The organism is Opitutaceae bacterium TAV5 (assembly GCA_000242935.3).
Lineage (GTDB): Bacteria > Verrucomicrobiota > Verrucomicrobiia > Opitutales > Opitutaceae > Geminisphaera.
This window is the reverse complement of sequence record CP007053.1, coordinates 2,028,383-2,047,849: the sequence shown is the minus strand read 5'-3', so window position 1 is coordinate 2,047,849 and position 19,467 is coordinate 2,028,383. Positions and strand designations below refer to the sequence as shown.

The 19,467-nt window shown below is 63.4% G+C and carries 16 protein-coding genes; 7 read left to right on the top strand and 9 right to left on the bottom strand.

The features are described 5' to 3' along the window. From OPIT5_09100 to OPIT5_09075, 6 genes are all read left to right on the top strand, one after another. Positions 1 to 702 (top strand): ABC transporter ATP-binding protein, encoded by a 702-nt coding sequence (locus OPIT5_09100; protein AHF90338.1) that lies wholly within the window; start codon positions 1 to 3, stop codon positions 700 to 702. Beyond that, complete coding sequence (locus OPIT5_09095) at positions 699 to 1,910, top strand: hypothetical protein (protein AHF90337.1); 1,212 nt, start codon at positions 699 to 701, stop codon at positions 1,908 to 1,910. Before OPIT5_09100 ends, OPIT5_09095 begins: the two co-directional genes overlap by 4 nt. A gap of 194 nt (positions 1,911 to 2,104) precedes the next feature. Beyond that, positions 2,105 to 2,656 carry a hypothetical protein gene (locus OPIT5_09090; protein AHF90336.1) on the top strand — a complete coding sequence of 184 codons (552 nt, stop codon included), beginning with the start codon at positions 2,105 to 2,107 and terminating at the stop codon, positions 2,654 to 2,656. 457 nt (positions 2,657 to 3,113) lie between these two features. Further along, complete coding sequence (locus OPIT5_09085; GenBank protein ID AHF94240.1) at positions 3,114 to 3,326, top strand: hypothetical protein; 213 nt, start codon at positions 3,114 to 3,116, stop codon at positions 3,324 to 3,326. Between the two features lie 293 nt (positions 3,327 to 3,619). Further along, positions 3,620 to 4,048, top strand: a complete 429-nt coding sequence (locus tag OPIT5_09080; protein AHF94239.1) for a hypothetical protein — start codon at positions 3,620 to 3,622, stop codon at positions 4,046 to 4,048. Continuing rightward, a complete protein-coding gene (locus OPIT5_09075; GenBank protein ID AHF94238.1) occupies positions 4,045 to 5,058 on the top strand; it encodes a hypothetical protein in 1,014 nt (337 codons plus the stop codon). The genes OPIT5_09080 and OPIT5_09075 overlap by 4 nt, the downstream gene beginning before the upstream one ends. Here OPIT5_09075 and OPIT5_09070 read toward each other — a convergent pair. Beyond that, on the bottom strand, positions 5,048 to 6,700 hold the full coding sequence (locus OPIT5_09070; GenBank protein ID AHF90335.1) for an amidase: 1,653 nt from the start codon (positions 6,698 to 6,700) through the stop codon (positions 5,048 to 5,050). The two genes, OPIT5_09075 and OPIT5_09070, sit on opposite strands and share 11 nt — an antisense overlap. 197 nt (positions 6,701 to 6,897) lie before the next feature. Between OPIT5_09070 and OPIT5_09065 the strand changes: the two genes are divergently transcribed. Further along, entirely contained in the window at positions 6,898 to 8,475 is a 1,578-nt protein-coding gene (locus OPIT5_09065; GenBank protein AHF90334.1) for an amidase, read from the top strand. Positions 8,476 to 8,905: 430 nt separating this feature from the next. Here OPIT5_09065 and OPIT5_09060 read toward each other — a convergent pair whose 3' ends face one another. The 8 genes from OPIT5_09060 to OPIT5_09025 form a co-directional block, all read right to left on the bottom strand. Then, a complete protein-coding gene (locus OPIT5_09060; protein ID AHF90333.1) occupies positions 8,906 to 10,906 on the bottom strand; it encodes an amidase in 2,001 nt (666 codons plus the stop codon). A 32-nt stretch (positions 10,907 to 10,938) separates the two neighbouring features. Continuing rightward, on the bottom strand, positions 10,939 to 12,921 hold the full coding sequence (locus OPIT5_09055; protein ID AHF90332.1) for an amidase: 1,983 nt from the start codon (positions 12,919 to 12,921) through the stop codon (positions 10,939 to 10,941). 110 nt (positions 12,922 to 13,031) lie between these two features. After that, a complete protein-coding gene (locus OPIT5_09050; protein ID AHF90331.1) occupies positions 13,032 to 15,491 on the bottom strand; it encodes a TonB-denpendent receptor in 2,460 nt (819 codons plus the stop codon). Positions 15,492 to 15,816: 325 nt separating this feature from the next. After that, a complete protein-coding gene (locus tag OPIT5_09045; GenBank protein AHF90330.1) occupies positions 15,817 to 16,323 on the bottom strand; it encodes a hypothetical protein in 507 nt (168 codons plus the stop codon). A 73-nt stretch (positions 16,324 to 16,396) separates the two neighbouring features. Further along, complete coding sequence (locus OPIT5_09040) at positions 16,397 to 16,912, bottom strand: hypothetical protein (GenBank protein AHF90329.1); 516 nt, start codon at positions 16,910 to 16,912, stop codon at positions 16,397 to 16,399. Positions 16,913 to 16,976: 64 nt separating this feature from the next. Continuing rightward, complete coding sequence (locus tag OPIT5_09035; GenBank protein AHF90328.1) at positions 16,977 to 18,329, bottom strand: hypothetical protein; 1,353 nt, start codon at positions 18,327 to 18,329, stop codon at positions 16,977 to 16,979. Beyond that, positions 18,326 to 18,994 carry a biopolymer transporter TonB gene (locus OPIT5_09030; protein AHF90327.1) on the bottom strand — a complete coding sequence of 223 codons (669 nt, stop codon included), beginning with the start codon at positions 18,992 to 18,994 and terminating at the stop codon, positions 18,326 to 18,328. Before OPIT5_09030 ends, OPIT5_09035 begins: the two co-directional genes overlap by 4 nt. 8 nt (positions 18,995 to 19,002) lie before the next feature. Then, positions 19,003 to 19,440, bottom strand: a complete 438-nt coding sequence (locus OPIT5_09025; protein ID AHF90326.1) for a biopolymer transportern ExbD — start codon at positions 19,438 to 19,440, stop codon at positions 19,003 to 19,005. Between the last annotated feature and the right edge of the window lie 27 nt (positions 19,441 to 19,467).

Below are 19,467 nucleotides of genomic sequence, written 5' to 3'. Positions count from 1 at the left end.
ATGCAATCCCGAACCTCCACCAGCACGATTCTCGATGTGCGCGGCTTGCGCAAGGCCTGGCGCACGCCGGAAGGCGAACTCAAGTCGGTTGTTTCCGTCGAGGCGTTTTCGATCGTGACCGGCGCGCAGATCGGCCTGAAGGGCGAGAGCGGCAGCGGCAAGACGACCTTTCTCAACCTCATCGCCGGCATCGTCAAACCCGACGCCGGTTCGATCCGGCTCAACGACACGGAACTCACCACGCTCAGCGAAGCCCGGCGCGACAGCCTGCGCGCGACCACGCTGGGCTGCGTCTACCAGAGCTTCAACCTGCTCCAGGGCTACACCTGCCTGGAAAACGTGATGCTGGCCATGGCCTTCGGCGCGGGGCGGGATCGCGCGTTTGCGCTCTCCTTGCTCGACCGCGTGGGCCTTTCGCACCGGCTCGGTTATTACCCGCGGCAGCTTTCGGTGGGGCAGCAGCAGCGGGTGGCGGTGGCGCGCGCGCTGGCCAACCGGCCCCGGCTCGTGCTTGCGGACGAGCCCACCGGCAACCTCGACGCGGCGCACGCCGCCGAGACCCTCGCCTTGCTGCGCGAGACCTGTGCCGAACAGGGCGCTGCGCTTTTGCTGGTCAGCCATGATCGCGACATTCTCGCCCGCTTCGCCCACACCGAAGAATTCAAGTTTCTCAACCGGCCGTTCGGGCCCGCCGCACTGTGATCATCCCTCATATCGTCTACAAGAGCCTGCGTCAGCACCTCGTTTCCACCCTGGTCTCGGCCGTGGCCATCGCGCTCGCCGGCGGCCTCTTGATGGCCGTGTGGGTCATGCGGCAGGAGGCAAACCGCACGTTCACCAGCGTCAGCGGCGGATTCGATGCCGTGCTCGGCGCCCGCAGCTCGAAACTCCAGCTGGTGCTGAATGCGATTTTCCATCTCGAGGACAGCCCCGGCAACATCACCGCCGCCGACGTGGAGATGGTGAGGCGCGACCCCAACGTGGAACTCGCGCTGCCCATCGCCGTCGGTGACAACTACAAGGGCTACCGGCTGGTGGGCACCACGACGGACCTCTTCGAGCGGGTCGAATTCGCGCCCGGCCGGCATTACCGCATCGTCGCGCCCGGCCGGCCCTTCACGCTGGAGCAGAAGGAGGCGGTCGTCGGCAGCTTTGTGGCGCGGGAGCTCGGCCTGAAACCGGGCGACACCTTTCACCCGTTTCACGGACTCATCTATGACGAGTCCATGCAGCATGCGGAGACCTTTGTGGTGACGGGGATTTTCGAGCCGACGGGCACGCCGGCGGACCGCGTGATCTGGATTCCGCTCGAAGGCCTGCAGCGCATGAGCGGCCACGACGCGCGCGCGGCCACCGATGTGAGCGCGGTGCTGATCAAGCTGAGGCAGGCCAATCCGATGAGCGGCTTCCAGATGGACATGCTCTACAACAAACGCGGCAACAAATTCACCTTTGCCTGGCCCATCGGGGCGATCCTGGCCCGGCTTTTCGACAAGATCGCCTGGTTCGACCGCACCCTCGCCTTCATCTCCTACCTCGTGGTGGTCGTGGCGACGGCGTCGATTCTCGCGAGCATCTACAACTCCATGAACGAGCGCCGGCGCGAAATCGCCATCCTGCGCGCGCTCGGGGCCCGGCGCCTTACCGTTTTCGGCGCCATCGTGGCGGAGTCCGCGGCGATCGCGGCGATCGGCATGCTGTTCGCGTTTGTCTTTTACGGGGTCGTTGTCGTGGTCGCCTCGGGCATCATCCGGGCGCAGACGGGCGTCGTCATCAACCCCTTCGAGCTTCATCCCGTGATGCTGGCCGCGCCGGCCGGCATCATCGCGCTCGCGGCGCTGTGTGGAGTGTTTCCTGCTATCAGGGCTTATCGCACGGATGTCGCCAGCAGCATCTCGCCGACTTCCTGATTTATGGGAACCTCTAAAAATTGAACAGAAGGCAACAAGGAGAACGAAGAACAACCAAGGGCGTTTATCATTCTTTCCTGCACAAGTTATTTATAATAAACAAGTTTAAGGCCAAATCCTTCATTGTTTCATCTTTGTTCTCTTCGTTTCCTTCTGTTCAAAAAACGTATTTTCAGAACCGCCCTTATCTCTTTATGAACACACACCTCACCTTCCGGAAAATCGCACTCCTGCTGGCGCTTGGTTTTCAGGTCGCCGTGATGAACGGGCAAGCGCCGGCTCCCGTGGACCTGACGCCGAAAAAGATCGTCGTGGACGGCAAGGAAATGTTCCAGCTCGGCTTCGACAAGCTTTCGTCCTTCACCTACACGCTGGTCGATGCCGGCACTGGTGCCACGCCCGAGGAAATCGAGGCGCATCTGAAAAAGGACCCCGTGCCCGCCTGGGTGCATCTCTACGACAACCAGCGTGTCATGCTCACCGGATACATGATGCCGTTGCAGATCGAAAACGGGCGCTCGAAGAAGTTCGTGATGATGCGCGACGTGAACACCTGCTGCTACGGAGCCGTGCCCAACATGAACGATTATCTGGTAGTGACGATGGCGGGCGAGGGCATCGAAGTCGTGCAGGACGTGCCGGTGGACCTCGTGGGCGTCTTCCACATCGACCATCGTTATGAAGGCGGCTACGTCGTTTCGCTGTTCGCCATGACGGGAGAAAAGTTTCTCGGACCACGGAAATAGCCACGCAAATCTCGCGCGTTTTTCATCCGCAAACGGAACCGTATGCGAGGAGCCCCGCTTGCGCCGCCCGCGCGTCGGAGCGGGAACGCCGTTCTCTCGAACGGCACTCCTTAATGCTGGTCAGGAGACCGGCGTTCCCGTGCGGGCGGGATGTCCTCCCTCTGTAGTTGCGAACGCAAGTTCGGTACCTGTTTAGTGCAGGCTGAATAAAACGATAGCCATAGCCACACGCGTTCCTGTGTGTGGAGGCGAGCGTGGGCGACAAAAAATCCCGCAGAGGTGACGCGCCCACGTCTGCTTCCCGTCGCCATCCCGAAAAAAGTTGAACCGACAGACAGAAATGATGTTATGCTCCTTCATGCGTCCCTGAAAGCGAAATGACAACCGAATCAACCCCCTCTACCCGTAACCCGAAAGCCAAACCGGTTTGGCCGAATACCACTGTAAGGCAAAATTTATGGAAAAGCCGCCTGTAAAATTATACGGTCCCCTGCAAATCACCATAATGGCAATGGCTGTCCTTGTTGGAGTGGGCATATTTATGTGGCGTCGCTATCAGTTGACGGGCGATATCGGGGTGCTCGACATAGTCGTATCACTTATCACTATTACGGTTGCCGGCACAATTATGTTGAGAACTGTGAGAAAAGGGAATCAAAAGGAGGAGTAGATGAGTATCTATGATTACCTGGATGGAATTATCCCCATTGCAGGCGGCATATATTGCGGCCTTCTTGCATATGGCATTTGGCCGCCCAAGGAAAAAGATTCGGAAAAGATGCGGCTATGGAGGAAAAGATTTGGAAAAGAGATGCGATACATGTCTCCGGCATTGATTGTTGTTGGAATCATACTCCTTTCCTTGAATTTATTAAAAATAAAATAGATGGCAGACAAGACGCTGGAGCCAGCGCCCGAACCATCCATGCCCGGACAGAAATCATTAAAACCCCGATCAAGAGCATGAGCATGAAATACTGGACACTGAAATTGCTGAAAGGCGTGGCCGCTCTGGCGGCTGGCTGGCTGGCGTTTTATCTGGCGCTGCTCCTGCTCCAGTTGTTTGACCCTGTCAGAGCTTTTCGCCTCGCGATCCGCGCCATCCGCGCAGCCTCCTGGTTTGCCGTTGCGGCCAACGCGGGGTTTTTATTGCTTTACCTGCCGGGCAGCCCGACCAGGTGCCTCTGGCGGCGTCCGTGGAATATCATTACACCAGTCGTGGCGGCATTTGTCCTGGCGAGTGGCTATATGATTTATTGGCACAGGCATTTTGCGGAGCCCTGGTGGCAAATACCGCCGGTCGCGTTTTTCATCGCTATCCCGGGCTTGGCTACATTTCTCGTTGCCTCCCGCTTTAATCGGGCATCCGCCGGAAAAAAGCACCTGATATGAAACTTGAGAGACCTGGCGAGACGCCGGAGCTGGCTCCGGCAGTGGTCGCGCCCCGTATTGGCGCTCTGGCGGCATATGGAGCGCGGTTGCGCTCGCGGGTGTGGATTGCGGCGGGCGTGTTCCTGGCGACGTTCGCCGCCGTCGGCGCGTGGGCCTTTTGCCAGCCGAAGGTTTACCGCGCTACGGCGACCATGCAGATGTTGACCGTCACGACCGGAGACGGCCTTCTTCCGAAATCGCCTTTCGAAGCGCGGGTAGGGACGTTTGACCGGAAATCAATGCTCAAGGTGGTGGAGGACCATGCGCCTGCCAAGTGGATGCTGACGCGTATGCTCACCGATCCCGGCCCCGCCTCCACGCAGCAACACCGGAGGGAACTTTTCCGGCGCTTCATGCAGCCGTATCAGACAAAGCAAGATGGCCCTGCGCCCTTGCCGCTCGAGATTCTGGAACGCAACCGGAAGTTCGTCGTTTATCCGAAGAGTCTGTTGATCGCGGTCGAGTACCGGCATCCGGACAGGCATGTTGCCGCCTGGGTCGCCGACCTCCTGGCGGATGAAATCATGACGGAGGCGGCGCGGCGAAAAATGGACGACAGAATTGCCTTTTTCAAACGGCTCGAGGAGCTGGCCGAGACGCAAACAGAGACGATCGAGACCATCGAACGCGAGTTGCAGGAGTTCCGTATGAAACAGGCGGCAGGGGCGACGATTCGTGAAGAAGAGAGGCAATGGCTGGAAAAAAGCCTCCGGGAAACCCGAAAGAATCATGGCGATGTTATTTTCTGGATACAGAGGGAGAAGGAGCGCGCGGTACTCCGGATAACATCCCCCGTGCGGCGGATTTCCTCTGCTGTGCCTGCGCGCGAGGGCGACTATATCGCGCCGGATGTCTCGCTGATCCTGTGCGCTGGGGCGGCGCTGGGTCTTTGCCTGGCTCTGGCATGCGGGCTGTCAAGGGGAGAGCGGACGGCGGCGAGCGTGCAGCGTCGCTCCGTATTCAGTACGTGATGACGTCACCCGGAAGCGCGGGCGTGTGTTTCGGCAAGACCCGCGCGCGGGTGGCCTGTTCGAAGTCGTAACCGTAGCCCAGAAGCCTGGCTTCGCTGAAAGCGCGGCCGAGAAACGAGATTGTCACGGGCAATCCGTTGCCGGTCAGGCCGGCGGGGATGACCAGATCGGGGAAGCCGCTCAGGTTGGCCAGGTTCAGGGCGGAGCCTGCGCCGGCGCTGCCGGCTTCGCGCGGTCCGCTCCGCTCCACGGGCACAATCAGGCTGGCGGGGCGGGGAGAGGTCGGATAAAGGATGGCGTCGAGCTGATGGCGATCGAAGACGGCTTCGACCGTGGCCTTGATGAGCGCCACTCCCTGGTTCCTGGCCGCGAGGTAGACCGGATCGTCCAGGTCGAGAGCCGTGGTCGCCGAGTAGTTCAGGGCGTAGGCTTTTTCGGGGCTGCGGTAACCGCTTCCCGGATCATTGGCCCTGGCCGCGAGGTCATCCAGTGTCTTCGGATATCCGGGCCCCAGGGTTTTGAGATAATCGGCGATTTGCGCCTTGAACTCGGCGGTGCGCACCACGTTGAAAATGCCCTGCCGGGATTGCAGCGCAAAATCGGGAAACCTGACCGGGTCGACAATAACCGCGCCCCGTTTCTCAAGCGTGACGATCGCCTCTTCGACGATGCGATCGACCTCGGGATCTTGCCCCGTGAAATCGCGGGCGATGCCGATGCGCGCGCCTTTGAGCGAACCGGTCCGGAGAAACTGCGTGTAGTCGGTTTCGGCCTGGCCGATGCCTTTCCGGGTGGAGTCGTCGGCGGGGTCCACGCCGGTCATGGCCCCGAGGGCGACGGCTACGTCGTAGACGCTGCGCGCCATCGGACCGACGGTGTCGAACGTGAGGGCCAGCGGCACGACGCCGTCGCGGCTGAGGAGGCCGTGGGTCGTTTTCAGTCCGACGATCCCGTTGGCCGAGGACGGTCCGCGCACCGATGCGGCCGTGTCCGTGCCCAGCCCGAACTGGGCGAAGGCGGCGGCGATGGAGACGCCCGTGCCGCCGCTGGAGCCGGCGGGGCCGCGGGCGAGATCGTGCGGATTGAGGGTCTGGAGTCCCATCGAACTGAAACCGTTGGGGACCGTGCCGGCCTTGATGACCGCGGGATCGGTCGCGCCGCTGACGCTGCCGCCGCCCGACGCGAACTCGCCGAGGTTGACCTTGGCGAGGATGACAACGCCGGCGTCGCGCAGCTTTTTCACCACAAAGGCGTCATCCGGCGGGATCGAGCCTTCGAGCAACTGGGAGCCGGCGGTGGTGGGCAGATCGAAGGTGTCGTAATTGTCTTTCAGGACGATCGGGATGCCGTGAAGCGGTCCACGCACCTTGCCCTCCCGCCGTTCGGCGTCACGCGCCCGGGCCTCCTCGAGCGCCCTCGGGTTGAGGGTGATGACGGCGTTGATGGCCGGTCCCTGCTTGTCGTAGGCCGCGATGCGGGCGAGATAGATTTCAGTGAGTTTTTCGGCGGTAAGCGTGCCTTGCGAAAAGGCGGCGTTGAGCTCCGCGATGGTGGCGTCGGCGAGGGCGATTTCCGCGGCGCGCGCGCCGGCCGGCGCTGCCAGAGCAAGGAGGGCGAGGAGAAACCGGAGTGTGGATTTCATGATGACGTGGCAGTACCAAAACACTGCGTGGCTCCCCTCCCAGCGGAGCCTGTGCCAGAAATGCCGCCGGAGCCACGGAGCGCATGACTGGAGTAATTTTCCATGCGGCCGGCCCGCCGCTACAGATTTTTTCACGCGATGCGATGCGGCGGGGCGCTGGCACCCCCCGTGCTGGCCCGGTCTCCCGCCCCCTCTTTATGAACCGGTTTCGCTTCCTGCCGCTCTGTGCCACGACGTTGTGGCTTCTGGTCATTGCCTCGCCTGTTCGCGCGCTTTCGCTCGAGGAGGCGACCGTCGCGGATATCCGCGCCGCCTACCTTTCGGGCGAACTCACCGCGCACCAGGTCGTCGCCGGCTACCTCGCGCGGATCGAGGCCTACGACAAGCGCGGTCCTTACCTGAACTCGATCATCAACGTGAACCCGCACGCGCTCGACGAGGCCGACCGGCTCGACGCCGCGTTTGCGGCCAGCGGCCAGCTTTCGGGCTCCCTCCACGGCATTCCGGTGATCGTGAAGGATTGCATCGACGTGGCCGGCATGCCGATGACGGCGGGCTTCCAGGGCTGGAAAAATTATTACCCGCCGGCCGACGCGCCGCTCATCGCGCGGATCAAGGCCGCCGGCGGCATCATCCTCGCGAAGTCCTCGCTCTCGGAATTCACCAAGGGCGGGGCCGACAACATCAACTCCGTGCTCGGCGGTTTCGCGCGCAACCCCTACAACACTGCTTACGCCACGGCCGGATCCTCCGGCGGCACCGGCGCCTCCATCGCCGCGAACTTCGGCGTGCTCGGCATCGGCACCGATACCGGCGGCTCGATCCGCAACCCGTCCTCGGCCAACGCGCTCGCCGGCATCCGCACGACCGTGGGCCTCGTGCCGCGCGCGGGCATGACCCCCAACAGCAGCCTTCGCGACACGGTCGGCCCGATGACACGCACCGTCACCGATCTGGCGCTTTTGCTCGATGTGATGGCCGGCCCCGATGCGGGCGACCCGGCCAGCCTGAACGCCGCGGGCCACATCCCGGAAACCTGGACGGCCTTTCTCCGGAAAGACGGCCTCAAGGGCGCGCGCATCGGGGTGCTGCGCGAGGCGTTCGCCGCCCGGCCCGCCCATCCCGGCATCCGGGACGCCTTCGAAAAGGCCATCGACGAGCTCAAGGCGGCCGGGGCCGAAGTCATCGATCCTTTCACCGTGCCGGATTTCGCGGCGCTGCCGCCCTCCCACCAGACGGCCGCGCAGTTTCTGGAGGACATGACGCGCTTCCTCGCGACCCGGCCGGATATCCCGTATCCATCTGTCAAGGACATCGCGGACAGCCGTCTGGTGCATCCGCTGCACCAGGCGTTCTGGGAAGAGGCGGCCGCCTCGCTGCCCGCCGACGAGGACCCGGCCACCCTCGAGTGCAGGAAGGTCGAGCAGCGTTACCGCGACGCGTTCATCCGCGCGATGGAGGCCGCCGGTCTCGACGCTTTTGTCATGCCGGTCACCACACAGCTCCCGGTCATCAACGGAGACCGCAACACGCAGAAGGTGGACAACCCGCGCCCCGGCGCGGGCGGGGCCGGCGGCAGCCTGACCAGCATCGCCAGCACGCTGCGGTGGCCGGCGATTTCCGTGCCGGCGGGCTTTGCCGAAGGGATTCCTTTCGGCCTGCAGATCGTCGGCCGCGAGTGGAGCGAGGCGAAACTCATCCAGTATGCCTATGCTTACGAGCAGGCGACCCGGCACCGCCGCCCCCCGCCGACCGTGCCCCCGCTCGGCCCCTGAGGATGGAGGCGGCGTTCTCCTGAACGCCCGACAAGCCTGTTTTCAGGAATCACGGATTGCCCGGATTGGCCCGCCCCAAAACCCGAAAGTGAATCGCAAAGGCGCGGCCGCACCGCGACGGACGGGTGCGAGGAATGGCGAATGACAAATTGCGAATGACGAATGGACCTGCACATGCGGGAGGGGTTGGCCAATTTCCCGTTGGTCAGCCCTTCCGACCATCGCCACCGGCGATGCCATCTCCGCCCTTGGAGCTCCGTCGTCATTTGCCATTCTCCACCGGGAGCGGCGGCGTCCTTGCCGCCGGACGCATGCCGAAATGCCCCGCCACGCAACAAACCATAAAACCCGCGGGACACCCGGCTCGTCCGGCGGCAGGGACGCCGCCGCTCCTCTCCGCCATCGGTTTCAACAGGAGGGATATGCCTCCTCAGGGAACCGGTCCGAAATCAGGCGGCGGGCGACGGTGTTTCGTCGCGCTTTCGTAGGCCGCGGCGATTTTCAGGAGGAGAGGTTCGCTGAACGGCCGGCCGAGAAAATCGACGCCGACCGGCAGCTCCGCCTTGACCGGGCCGATGATTTTTACCGGGGCGTCGCCGCCCCCGGCCGGAGCCGGCGCGTCGGGATCAGGCACGCGATCGTAAACCTCGGTGGTGAAACCCGCCGGCACGGTGATGGCCGGGAAGCCCTGCGCGGGAATAAAGTTCCACAGGCCGTAGTTGCCGATGCCGTACGCGTTGGGATCGCGGGGCATGCCGATGACGCGGGGAGAGAGGTTGCTCGTGGGATAGACGATGGCGTCGAGTTTTTGTTCGGCCATGCAGGCGAGCACGATTTGCTGGACGGCGAACCGGCGCTGGAGTCGGTACGCGGTCTCGTACACGCGGGGCTTGTTGGTATTCCCCAGCGTGATACGCTTGTCGGCCTCGGCGGTGTCGGTGAAGAAGTTGGCCTTGCCGATCAGGTCTTCCATCGTGCGGATGTTGGCGTCGCCGCGTTCCTGCAGGTACCAGGTGAAGCCGTAGCGGCTTTCACCCGTGGCATCGGCGGTGGCGTCGACAAAGTCCCGCATGGTGAGGGAGCCGGGGACTTTGGACGGGTCGAGGGAAAGGGCCACCAGCGTGGAGAGATGATCCCCGACCGGCTTGCCGTCGGCATCGACGGGGAACAGTTCGGGGTGGAGCTTCGTCCAGGTGGCGTTGTTCACCTTGGGACCGTAGCGCCGGATGGTGTCGGTGAACAGCCCGTCGGGGCCGCCTTCGACAAGGGTGGCGCCGAGCTTGCGCAGGTCCTCGATGGCCTCGTTCACGCGGTCGATGCTCGGGTGGTAGATCGGCTCGGCGAAAACCTTTTTGTCCATGTATTCGCGCACGACGCCGATGCGCAGGCCCTGCAGGCTTTTTTCGTGCGTGAAGGTTTCGTAGGGCGCGTCGGGCGTGCGGCCGACGGCGAAGGCGGTCATTTCGTCCTTGGGATCGTAGCCGGCGATGACGCTGAGGACGCGGGCGGCGTCCTCGACGGTGCGGGCGATGGGGCCGGTGCGGGTGTTGAGGCCATTGTTGATCAAGCCGTCGCGGCTGACGAGTTCCTGGGTGGGGGAAATGCCGACGGCGTTGGAGTAGGTGGACGGGGCGCGGATCGAGGGGCCCGATTCCTCGCCGATGGAAACGGTGACGAAGCTCATCGCGGTGGCCACGCCAGCGCCGCCGCTCGAGCCGCCGGGCACGCGGGAGGTGTCGTAGGCATTCACGGTGGTGCCGCCGAAGGCGCTGCGGATGCCGGCGGCGTATTCGCCCATGTTGGTCTTCGCGAGGATGATCGCGCCGGCGGCCCGCAGGCGGGCGACGAAGGTGGCGTCGTCGGGCGGACGGTCGTTGGCGTAAAAGGCGTCGGCGCCGGAGGTGGTGCGCAGGTCGAAGGTGTCGTACTGGTCCTTCACGGCGATGACGACGCCGTGCAGCGGGCCGGCGAGCTGGCCGGTCTTCGCGAAGGCGGCGTCGAGGGCGGCGGCGGTTTCGAGGGCGTCGGGCATGCGCGGATCGTCATCGGCGGTGTCGGTGAGGCTGCGTGCCTTGTGATCGTCGAAACCGAGGGCCTGGCGGGTGGCGGGGCGCAGGTTCAGCGTGATCAGGGCATTCACGCCCTTGGCGTGCTGCACGGGTTTGACAGGCGCGAGCGGTCCATCGGGCATTTCCACGCCGGGGCCGTTGTACGCCTTGATGCGGGCGAGGTAGAGGTGCACGAGTTCGGTAGTCGTGAGTTTTTTGGCGAGGATGGCTTGCTGGATGTCGGCGATGGTCGCCTCCTCGACATGAAAGGCGGGCGGGGTCTCCGCGGCCGCGGCGAAACCGGCGCCGGGCGCGAGAGCGACGGCGAGCATGGCCAGGCTCAGGAGAGCGCGGCGTGGAGTGTAGTGGAAACGTGAACACATGGCGGAACGGTGATCGGGAAGTGGAAAGGGCGTCAGCGGGAGGAGGCGAGAGGGCCGAAGTCGGGCGGCGGCGAGCGGTGGCCGGTGGCCGCTTCGTAGGCGGCGGAGATCCGGAGGAGCACCGGTTCGCTGTAAGGGATGCCGAGAAAATCGACGCCGACGGGCAGCGTGGCGGGTACGGGGCCGACGAGGCGGGAGGCGACCGTGGCGAGGGGCGCGTCGGGCGGAGCGGCGGGGTCGCGTTCGCGATCGTAGACATGCGTGGTGAAACCGGCGGGGATGCAGATCGCGGGGAAGCCTTGTGTCCCGAGAAAGGTCCACAGTGCGGTGCGGCCGTTGACCGGGGGCTCGGGCGGAGAGCCGAGTTTCGTGGGCGGCAGCGTGCCGGTGGGGTAGACGACCGCATCGAGATCGAGGTCGGCAAAGGCATGGAGAATGATTTGCTGGACGGCGAAGCGGCGTTGCAGGCGCGTGGTGGTGTCGAGGATTTTTTCCGCGTCTGTCGCCAGCAGGGGCGGCTTGCGCTCGGGGAAGGCGGGATCGTGATAAAAATTGGCCTTCGCGGCGCGGTCGGCGATCGATCCGATGTTGGCGTCGCCGCGCAGCCGCCAGTAGAGGTTTTTTTCGAATTTGGCCTCGCCGGGAGTGCGGCCCACGCCGGTTCCGAGGTCCCGGAGCGTGAAGTTGCCGGGAGCCAGAGAGGGATCGACGGTCATGTCGAGCAGGGTGGCGATCTGGTCGGTGGCGGGATTGCCGTCGGCATCGAGCGGGAACTGTTCGGGATGCTGCCGGGCGAGGGTGATGTTGAACAGGGCCGGGGCCAGCGCGCGAATGTAGGGGGTGAAGAGTTCTCCGTGCTCGCCCGGGTCCACGATGGTGGCGCCGAGCTTGCGCAGGTCCTCGATGGCGCGGTTGACGATATCGATGCTCTCCTCGTCGGCCTTGGCGAAGGCGGCCTTGTCCATGTATTCGCGGACGACACCGATGCGCAGGCCCTTGAGGCTGCGTTCCCCGGTGAAGCTTTCGTAGGGTTTTTCCGGCATGCGGCCGCGGGTGAACGCGGTCATCGGGTCCTTGCGATCGTAGCCGGCGATGACGGTGAGGATGCGGGCCGTGTCGTCGACGGTGCGGGTGATCGTGCCGACGCGGGTGTTGAGTCCCATGCCCATCATGCCGTGGCGGCTGACGAGTTCCTGGGTCGGCGCGAGGCCGACGGCGCAATTCCAGTGCGCCGGGCTGCGAACGGAAGTCGTCGTTTCCTCGCCGATGGCGGCGGTGACGAGGTTGGCCGCCACCGACGAACCGGAGCCGGAACTCGATCCGCCCGGGCTGCGTTCGGTGTCGTAGGGGTTGAGAAAGGCGCCGCCGAACGCGCTGCGGGGGGCGCCGGAGGCATCCTCGGCGACGTTGGCCTTGGCGAGGATGATCGCCCCGGCGGCGCGGAGGCGGGCGACGAAGGTGGCGTCCTGCGGCGGGCGGTCGTTGGCGTAGAAGGCGTCGGTGCCGGAGGTGGTCCGCATGTCGAAGGTGTCGTACTGGTCCTTGATCGCCATGACGACGCCGTGGAGCGGCCCGGCCAGCTTGCCGGTGCGGGCGAATTCGGCGTCGAGGCGCGCCGCGACTTCGAGCGCATCCGGCATGGAGGGATCGGCGTCGGTCTTGTCTGTCATGCTGCGGGCATGATGGTCGTCGAAGCCCCATGCCTTGAGCGTGGCCGGGCGCAGGTTGAGGGTCGCGAGGGCGTTGATGCCCTTGGCGTGCGCGATGAATTTCGACGGACCGTACCACCCTTCGGGCGATTCCACGCCCTGGCCGTTGTAGGCCTTGATCCGGGCCAGGTAGAGCTTGACGAGTTCGGTGGCCGTGAGTTTCCGGGCGAGGATCGCTTCATGGATTCTGGCGATGGTCGTCTCCTCGACGACGAATCCGGATTCCGGTTCGGCGGTGGCGAGGTGCGTGAACGGAAGCGCGAGGCTCAGCACGAGGGCGCGGCGCAGGGTGGCAATGTGGAGCATGGTTTTGCAGGCAAGGGTGATTGAAAAAAAACGAGGGCACGCCCGGTGCTTCCCGTCGGCCCGGCCCGCGCTTCCTTGCGCGGACCGGGGATGTGAGCGAACAGGTCAGGTCAGAACTTGTAGGTGATCTTGGCGGTGAAGGTGCGGCCGGGCTGCGGAATCAGCGCCGCGCTGCCGCTGGTCGAGGTGAAGAAGAGCTCATTGGTCAGATTCTTGCCGGAAAGGCGGAATTCCCAGCTCTTGGTCTGGTAACCGACATCGAGGGAGAAGGTCAGCGCGGACGGCAACTTGATGTCGCCGATGTTGGACGCATTATAGCCCCCCGTATAATTGACCCCGGCCGATACGTCGAAGCCGCTGTCGCCAAAGATATAGTTTCCGAAGAGGCTGTAGATCGCTTTCGGACGGGGAACACGCGTGTCATTGGGATCGTACGCGAGTTGATAACGGCCGCCGCCAAACTCGACCGGATCCAGACCAACGGTATCGGCCGGCACCGGTGTGAAGCCGGGCGCCAGCGGATCGTTGTCGCGGCGCATCCAGTCCGCGGCAATCGCCATGTTGAAGTTACGGGTCGGAGCCCAGCGAACCTCGACTTCCTGCCCCTTGCTGCGGGTCTGCTGGAAGTCGCCGTTGCCGCCATTCAGGGACTGGACAAACGCCGTGCGGTACTGCTCGTAGATGGCATAGGAGACGAACAGCTTGCCGTTGAAAAATTCTCCCTTGATGCCCGCCTCCTTGAGTTGCGTGTCGGTGAGAATCTCGTCGTTGACCTGGGCTGAGCTCAAACCGCCCGTGCTGCCGGGAACGATGGTCTTGGGTTCCGCGTAAGTGACGTACGGGACGATATTGGGCAGCACCCGGTAGGAAAGACTGGCTGACGTGAGCGAGGTCGCATGCTCTTTTCCCGATGCAGACGAGGCGGGGGTGGGTGTCAGGACATTCCCCGAATTTCTCAAGCCCGGATAGTTTTTCACATCGGCATCGACCCAGTCGAAACGGACACCGACGTTCAGGTTGAGCCGGTCGAACATGGTTACGTCCAGAACATTGCCGAGACCGATTTCGGTATGCTCGCTTCGCGCATCCGAATCGACACCGGCCTCGTCGGGATTATCCCAACCGTTCTGGAAGTAATAACGGCCGTTGGTGTAGCGCTTGAGGTCCCAGTAGTTGAAGAGCTGGTACACGTTGGTCGTGGAGTTGCGCGCATCGAGATACCGGATGTTGAAGGCGCTCATGTTGTTTATCTTGAGCCAGTCCGGCAAACCCTGCACATGCCAGTCGACGCTGACTCTCTCCTCGAAAAGCTTGGTGTCGCCTGCGCGGAAATAGGCGATGTCCGAAAGCTTGTGGTACTTCTGGTGCTCGAAGAAGAGGACGTTTTTGAACACCAGGTCCGGGTTCGAGTCGTTGATCAGCTTGATGTATCCGATATAGTCGACACCGTAATTGACGCGTTCGAGCAGCACGTTGCGGGGGCTGAGTTTGGCCGTGCCGACATCGGTCACGAATGCCAGCGGCCCGCCGGGCGCGGTATAGGCGTCGGTGCCGGGTTTCACCTGGTTCGGCACGGGGACGCCGGGGGCGCTGAAGTTGTAGTTGTTGGTCAATCCGGCATTGTACAACTCCTCGCGGCTGGCGACGCCATCGCCGTTGGTATCGATCAGGCTGAAATCGGGCGATCCGGTCTGATAGGTGCGGTGATTCACAAGATCCTGGGTGACACGGTTCCAGCCGGCGATGCCCGTTCCCTCATGGTGCTGATAGTTGCCGCCAATTTCCATGCGCAGCGCATCGGTCAGGTCGATCGTCAGGGTCGCTTGAATGATTTCGTCATCGATTTCCTGGCCTTTGTAATACGTGTCGGAACGTTCGCCCTGGGTGTAGATATAGAAGCCCGCCTTTTTGCCCAAAATCGTCGCAGGGCCGCCGACTTCTGCGGTGGCCACCCGTTTCCCCCAGTCGTCGAAGGTCATGCTGACCTTGCCGGTCAGGCGCTCCAGGTATTTGCCGGTGCTGGCACGGGCGGATTTGGGGAGGTAGTTCATGAATCCGCCGACCGAACCGATGCCGAGAACAGCGGAAGACGGACCGCGCACGATCGTGATACCATCGCTCGCGCCGATAATCGTCGGGACGTTGGCCGCGTTGTTGATCTTTCTGATATCGCCAAAGTAGGTGTCTGCCGTGTCTCCGCGGATCTGAAGGCCGCCCTGGACGCCAAATGAGAACGCGGTATAGGTGCTGGGCGAAAAACGGGAAAGATCGGCCAGCTCGGTGATGTTGAACTTTTCGATCGTCTCTCCGGATACGGTGCTGATCGAGCGGGGTGTATCGACGATCTTCTTGGACAAACCGAGAGTGTCGATCGGCCGGTTGGGGACGATATTGTTCGGGTCTCCCGTACCGCCGACGACGAATTCCTCGAGCTCGCCGGTGACTTCGGGCTCGGTTGCGGTCTGGGCATACCCGCAACTGGCCGCCATCAGGCCGAGCAAGAGAGAAGCGAGGTGGGGCGGCACATGACGCCCGGAACTTTTGAAGCGATGATTTGTCTTGTTTTTCATGTCAGGTTGAGCCGGTTTGGTTTCCTGTTAAGGTCGCATGCCAATCAGCATCGCCGATGCCATGCAGCCCGCATGACGGGCGTCTACGATAGTATTCAAAGTTTTGTGACCAAAGTGGACTTTCATTCAATCTGACGCCCGGTTCCGGATGGTGAGGAGAGGTTGTCCCTGGATTTTTATTACACGGGTGCCGGCGTTTTTCTTCTTTTTATGCCGCCAGGCCTTTCGGTGAAAAATGTCCGGACAAAAAAGCCGCCGCGGATAACCGCGGCGGCGAGGGGATGGAATCGTCCGGAACCGGTGTCCGGAAATGCAGGTTGGATCGTTACGGAGCGTTGACGAGGGAGGAGCCGGCCTTGCGGGCGACCATCTCGGTGAGGCGCTGGACTTCGAGCTCGGCGTTGCGCCGCTCGATCCGCGCCAGCTCCACGCGGCGGTTCAGTTCGAAGGTGTCCTTGTGCAGCGTCTCCAGCGCGGCCCGCAGGTCGGTGAGCTGTTTTTCGAGTTGCGCGATCTCTTCGGCGCGGGCGGCGGCCGTCTCGCGAGCGCTCTTCGTGTCGGCCGCGATTTTCGCGCTCTCGGCCTCCTGGCGCGCCTGTTTTTCCTCTTCTTTTTTCTTCTCCTCCGCGAGCCGCTCGGCGGCGCGGCGGGCGGCGTCCTCGCGCGCTTTCGCTTCGGCCTCCGCTTTCTTGGCCTCCTCGGCCTGCTCCAGCCGGAGCGTCTCCGCTTCCTTCTGCAGCGCCAGTTCGGCCGCGTGTCGGGTGTGATTCCAGTAGACGCCGCCGAAAAGTGCGACGAGGACGAGGGGAACGATCAGGTAGAAACGGTTCATGCGAAGTGGCAGTTTGAAGTTGGTGGTTGGGAATTGGTGGCAGAGAACGGGACGGTTGCCGATAGTGCGACGGCTAGCTGCCGGCGGGAGCCAGGGCGGTGAGGCCTCCGGGCAGGATCTTGCTGATGACACCCTCGAGCGCCCGCTGGTTGGTCCGGACTTTTTCGACGTAGGTTTTCAGAAAATCCTCCTCGGCCGTGGCGGTTTCGTGGACGGTCTTGACGGCGGCGATGTCGGCCTGGACCGTCGCGAGCTCTTTCTTCAGCTGTTCGAGCCGGCGTTCGGATTGTTGCATGGCGGAATATGCCTTGTCGCGCTCGTCGAGCGCGAGCTGGCGGGCTTCTTTCGCGGCCTGCTCTGCGGCCTCTTTTTCGGCGCGTTCTTTTTTTCGCTGCTCCTGAAGCGCCACCGCTTCCTCGATCGCCTTGCGGCGCGCCTCGGCCTCGACCTTCAGGCTCTCCTCCTTTTCGGCGCGGATTGCGGCCTGTTTGGCCACCTCCCGCTCCTCATAGCCGCTGCGGAAGTTCCAGTAAAAACCTCCGAAGGCGAGAATGGCGAGGATCGGTGCGAGAAAGTAGGCTTTGTTCATGACGGGTGGAAGTTGGAAGTTTGTCGTTGGAAATTTGTAGTTGGTTGACGGTGACGCGGTGAGGTCAGCTTTTGCCGGAGCGGGCGGCGAGGGCATCGCGGACGGCGCGGGTGAGGCGCCTGACGTCCTCGGGTTTGGCGTCGGGATGGGCGGCGGCCTCTCCGGCCCATTTTTCCGCCTCCTCGAAGCGTTGCAGTTCGTAATCGATGTAGGCGAGGAACAGGCGGGCCTGGCCCGGTTTTTCCAGGCCCTCCTTGCCGAGCGCGGTTTCCAGCCGCGTGCGCGCCTCTCCGATCTCCCCGAGCGAGTAGTGCAACTGGGCCAGCGAAAACTCCAGTTGCGCATCTTGCGGGAAGTGCTCGACGGCGCGGCGGAGGGCATCGACGGCGCGGGTTTCCTGATGCGCCTGCTGGTAGGAGTTGGAGAGCAATTCCCAGTTGGGGCGGGTGTTTTCGATCGAGCCGCCTTCCAGGCCTTTTTCCAGGAGCGCGACGGCCCTGTTGTATTGCTCCAGGGTGAGAAGCAGGGCGACCACACTGAAGTTTTCGCGCGGGGAGTTGAGCAGGCCGAGTTCCTGGGCGCGTTCGAAGGTCAGGAGCGAACGCAGGTGGTAGCGGGCGACCTCCTGCGGGTCCTTCATCTCGGCGGCGAGCGCGAAATAGGTGGAGGCCAGTTGCTGCCAGTACTGCGCGGAATCGGGATGGCGCAGGACCATCAGCTCCAGGAGATCGGCGACGGCTTCCAGCTGGCCGAGTTGCTGGCGGGCGGCCAGCATGAGCACATAGAGCTGGTCGGAGGGTTTGGCCTGCAGGTAGAGATTTTTTTCGGCCTCGGCCAGCGACTGGCGGATTTTGGCAAGGTCGATCTTGCCGGGATCGAGGGTGGCCTGCGCGTAGAGGATGGAGGCTGCGTAGAGCTGGACTTCCGGCGAGGGTGTTGGCGAAAGCTCCATCCAGCGGCGGATGTGGAGATGGGCCTTTTCAAGGAGGGCCGCGCGTTCGGCCGGAACCCTGGATTCGGAGGATTTCTGATAGTAGAGCTGGCTGAGGAGGTAGCGCTGGTCCAGCAGGGCCTTGGGCTCGAAAAATCCGTAGCGGGTGCCCAGATCCAGGGCGCGTTCGAGAGGATCGATGGCCGCATCGTACCGGGAATCCGTCAGGAGGATCTGGACCTTGATTTGCGCGAGCAGGGCCAGATCATAGCTCTCGGGCTGCACGGCCGGGAGCAGGCCGTCGATCAATTGCAGGGAGCCGGCATAATCCTTGGCTTCGGTCAGCGCGCGCAGTTTGCCGAGTTCGGTGGAAACCTTTTCGGAGATTTCCTTTTTGGGCGCCTCCTGCGCGGACACGGTGATGGCGCAGAGGGAGAGCAGGCCGAGCAGGACGCCGCGGCGGGCGATGGAAAGGAGCATGATCATTGGACCGGGTTAAACTGGATGGGAACCTGCATGCGTGCGTTGACGTTGGCGCCGCCTTTTTTGCCGGGCCGGAACTTCCACTTCATGACGGCGTTGACGGCTTCCTGCTCGAACTCGCGGTGGCTCGAGCTGATGGCGTAGGCGTCGCGCACGTTGCCGGCGGTGTCGACGATGAAGCCGACCATGACCTGGCCGCGGATGCCGGCACGGCGCATCTCGAAGGGATACAGCGGCGCGGCCTGGAAGCGCGGTGTGGGCATTTCGTCGAGGTTGGCCAGGTCGAAGAGATTGGCCATGCCGGAGCCGGCGATGCCCGTTCCCGGCCGCCCGGTGGGGATCGAGATGACTCCGGTCGGCCGCGACAGGCCCGGGGGGGGCGGGGGCTGGATTTTTTGTTCGAAGGGCGAGGACACCGCCGAGGGCGTGTCGGCCTGCATCGGCGGAGCGAGGTCGGAAAGATCGGCCGCCGCTTCCTCGGGAGCGGACTCGACGACTTCGGGTTCGTCGGGCTCGACCTGCGGCATCGGCATCAGCTCGATGGTCGGCACGTCCTCTTCGGCCGCGGCTGCGACCTCCGGCTTCTCTCTGAAAAACTGGCCGCCCAGCGCAAAGCCGCCGTGTAGCAACAGGGAGGCCAGAAGGGCGATGATGATGTCGCGTTTCATGGATCGGGTCAGCGTCCGGTGGGACGATAGGCGGTCTCGATGGAAACCTGGGTGATGCCGGCCTTGCGGACCTCGTCGAGCGCGTTGATGGCGGCGCCATAACGGGCCCGGTCGTCGCCGGTGATGAGCACCCGCGGATTCGGGTTCGATGCCTTGTAGTTGATCAGGCGCGGGGCGATTTCGGAGAGGTTGATCAGCTCGCGGTTCCAGTAGGCGGTGCCCGGTTCGGACAGTTGCAGGACAATCGTCTCGTCGTCGTTGTTCTGCTGCTGCGGCGCGGGCGTGGCCTGCGGCAGGTCCACCGGCACCGACTGGATCTTGTTCAGCGAGAGTGTGAACAGGACGAAGGTGGCGAGCAGGAAGAAGATCACATCGATGAGCGGGATGATCTCGATGCGCGCTTTCTTGACGCCGCCGCTGTGGAATCCGCCGGTTGAGCCTGACATGGTGTTCGGGTGAAGTTGGAAGTTTGA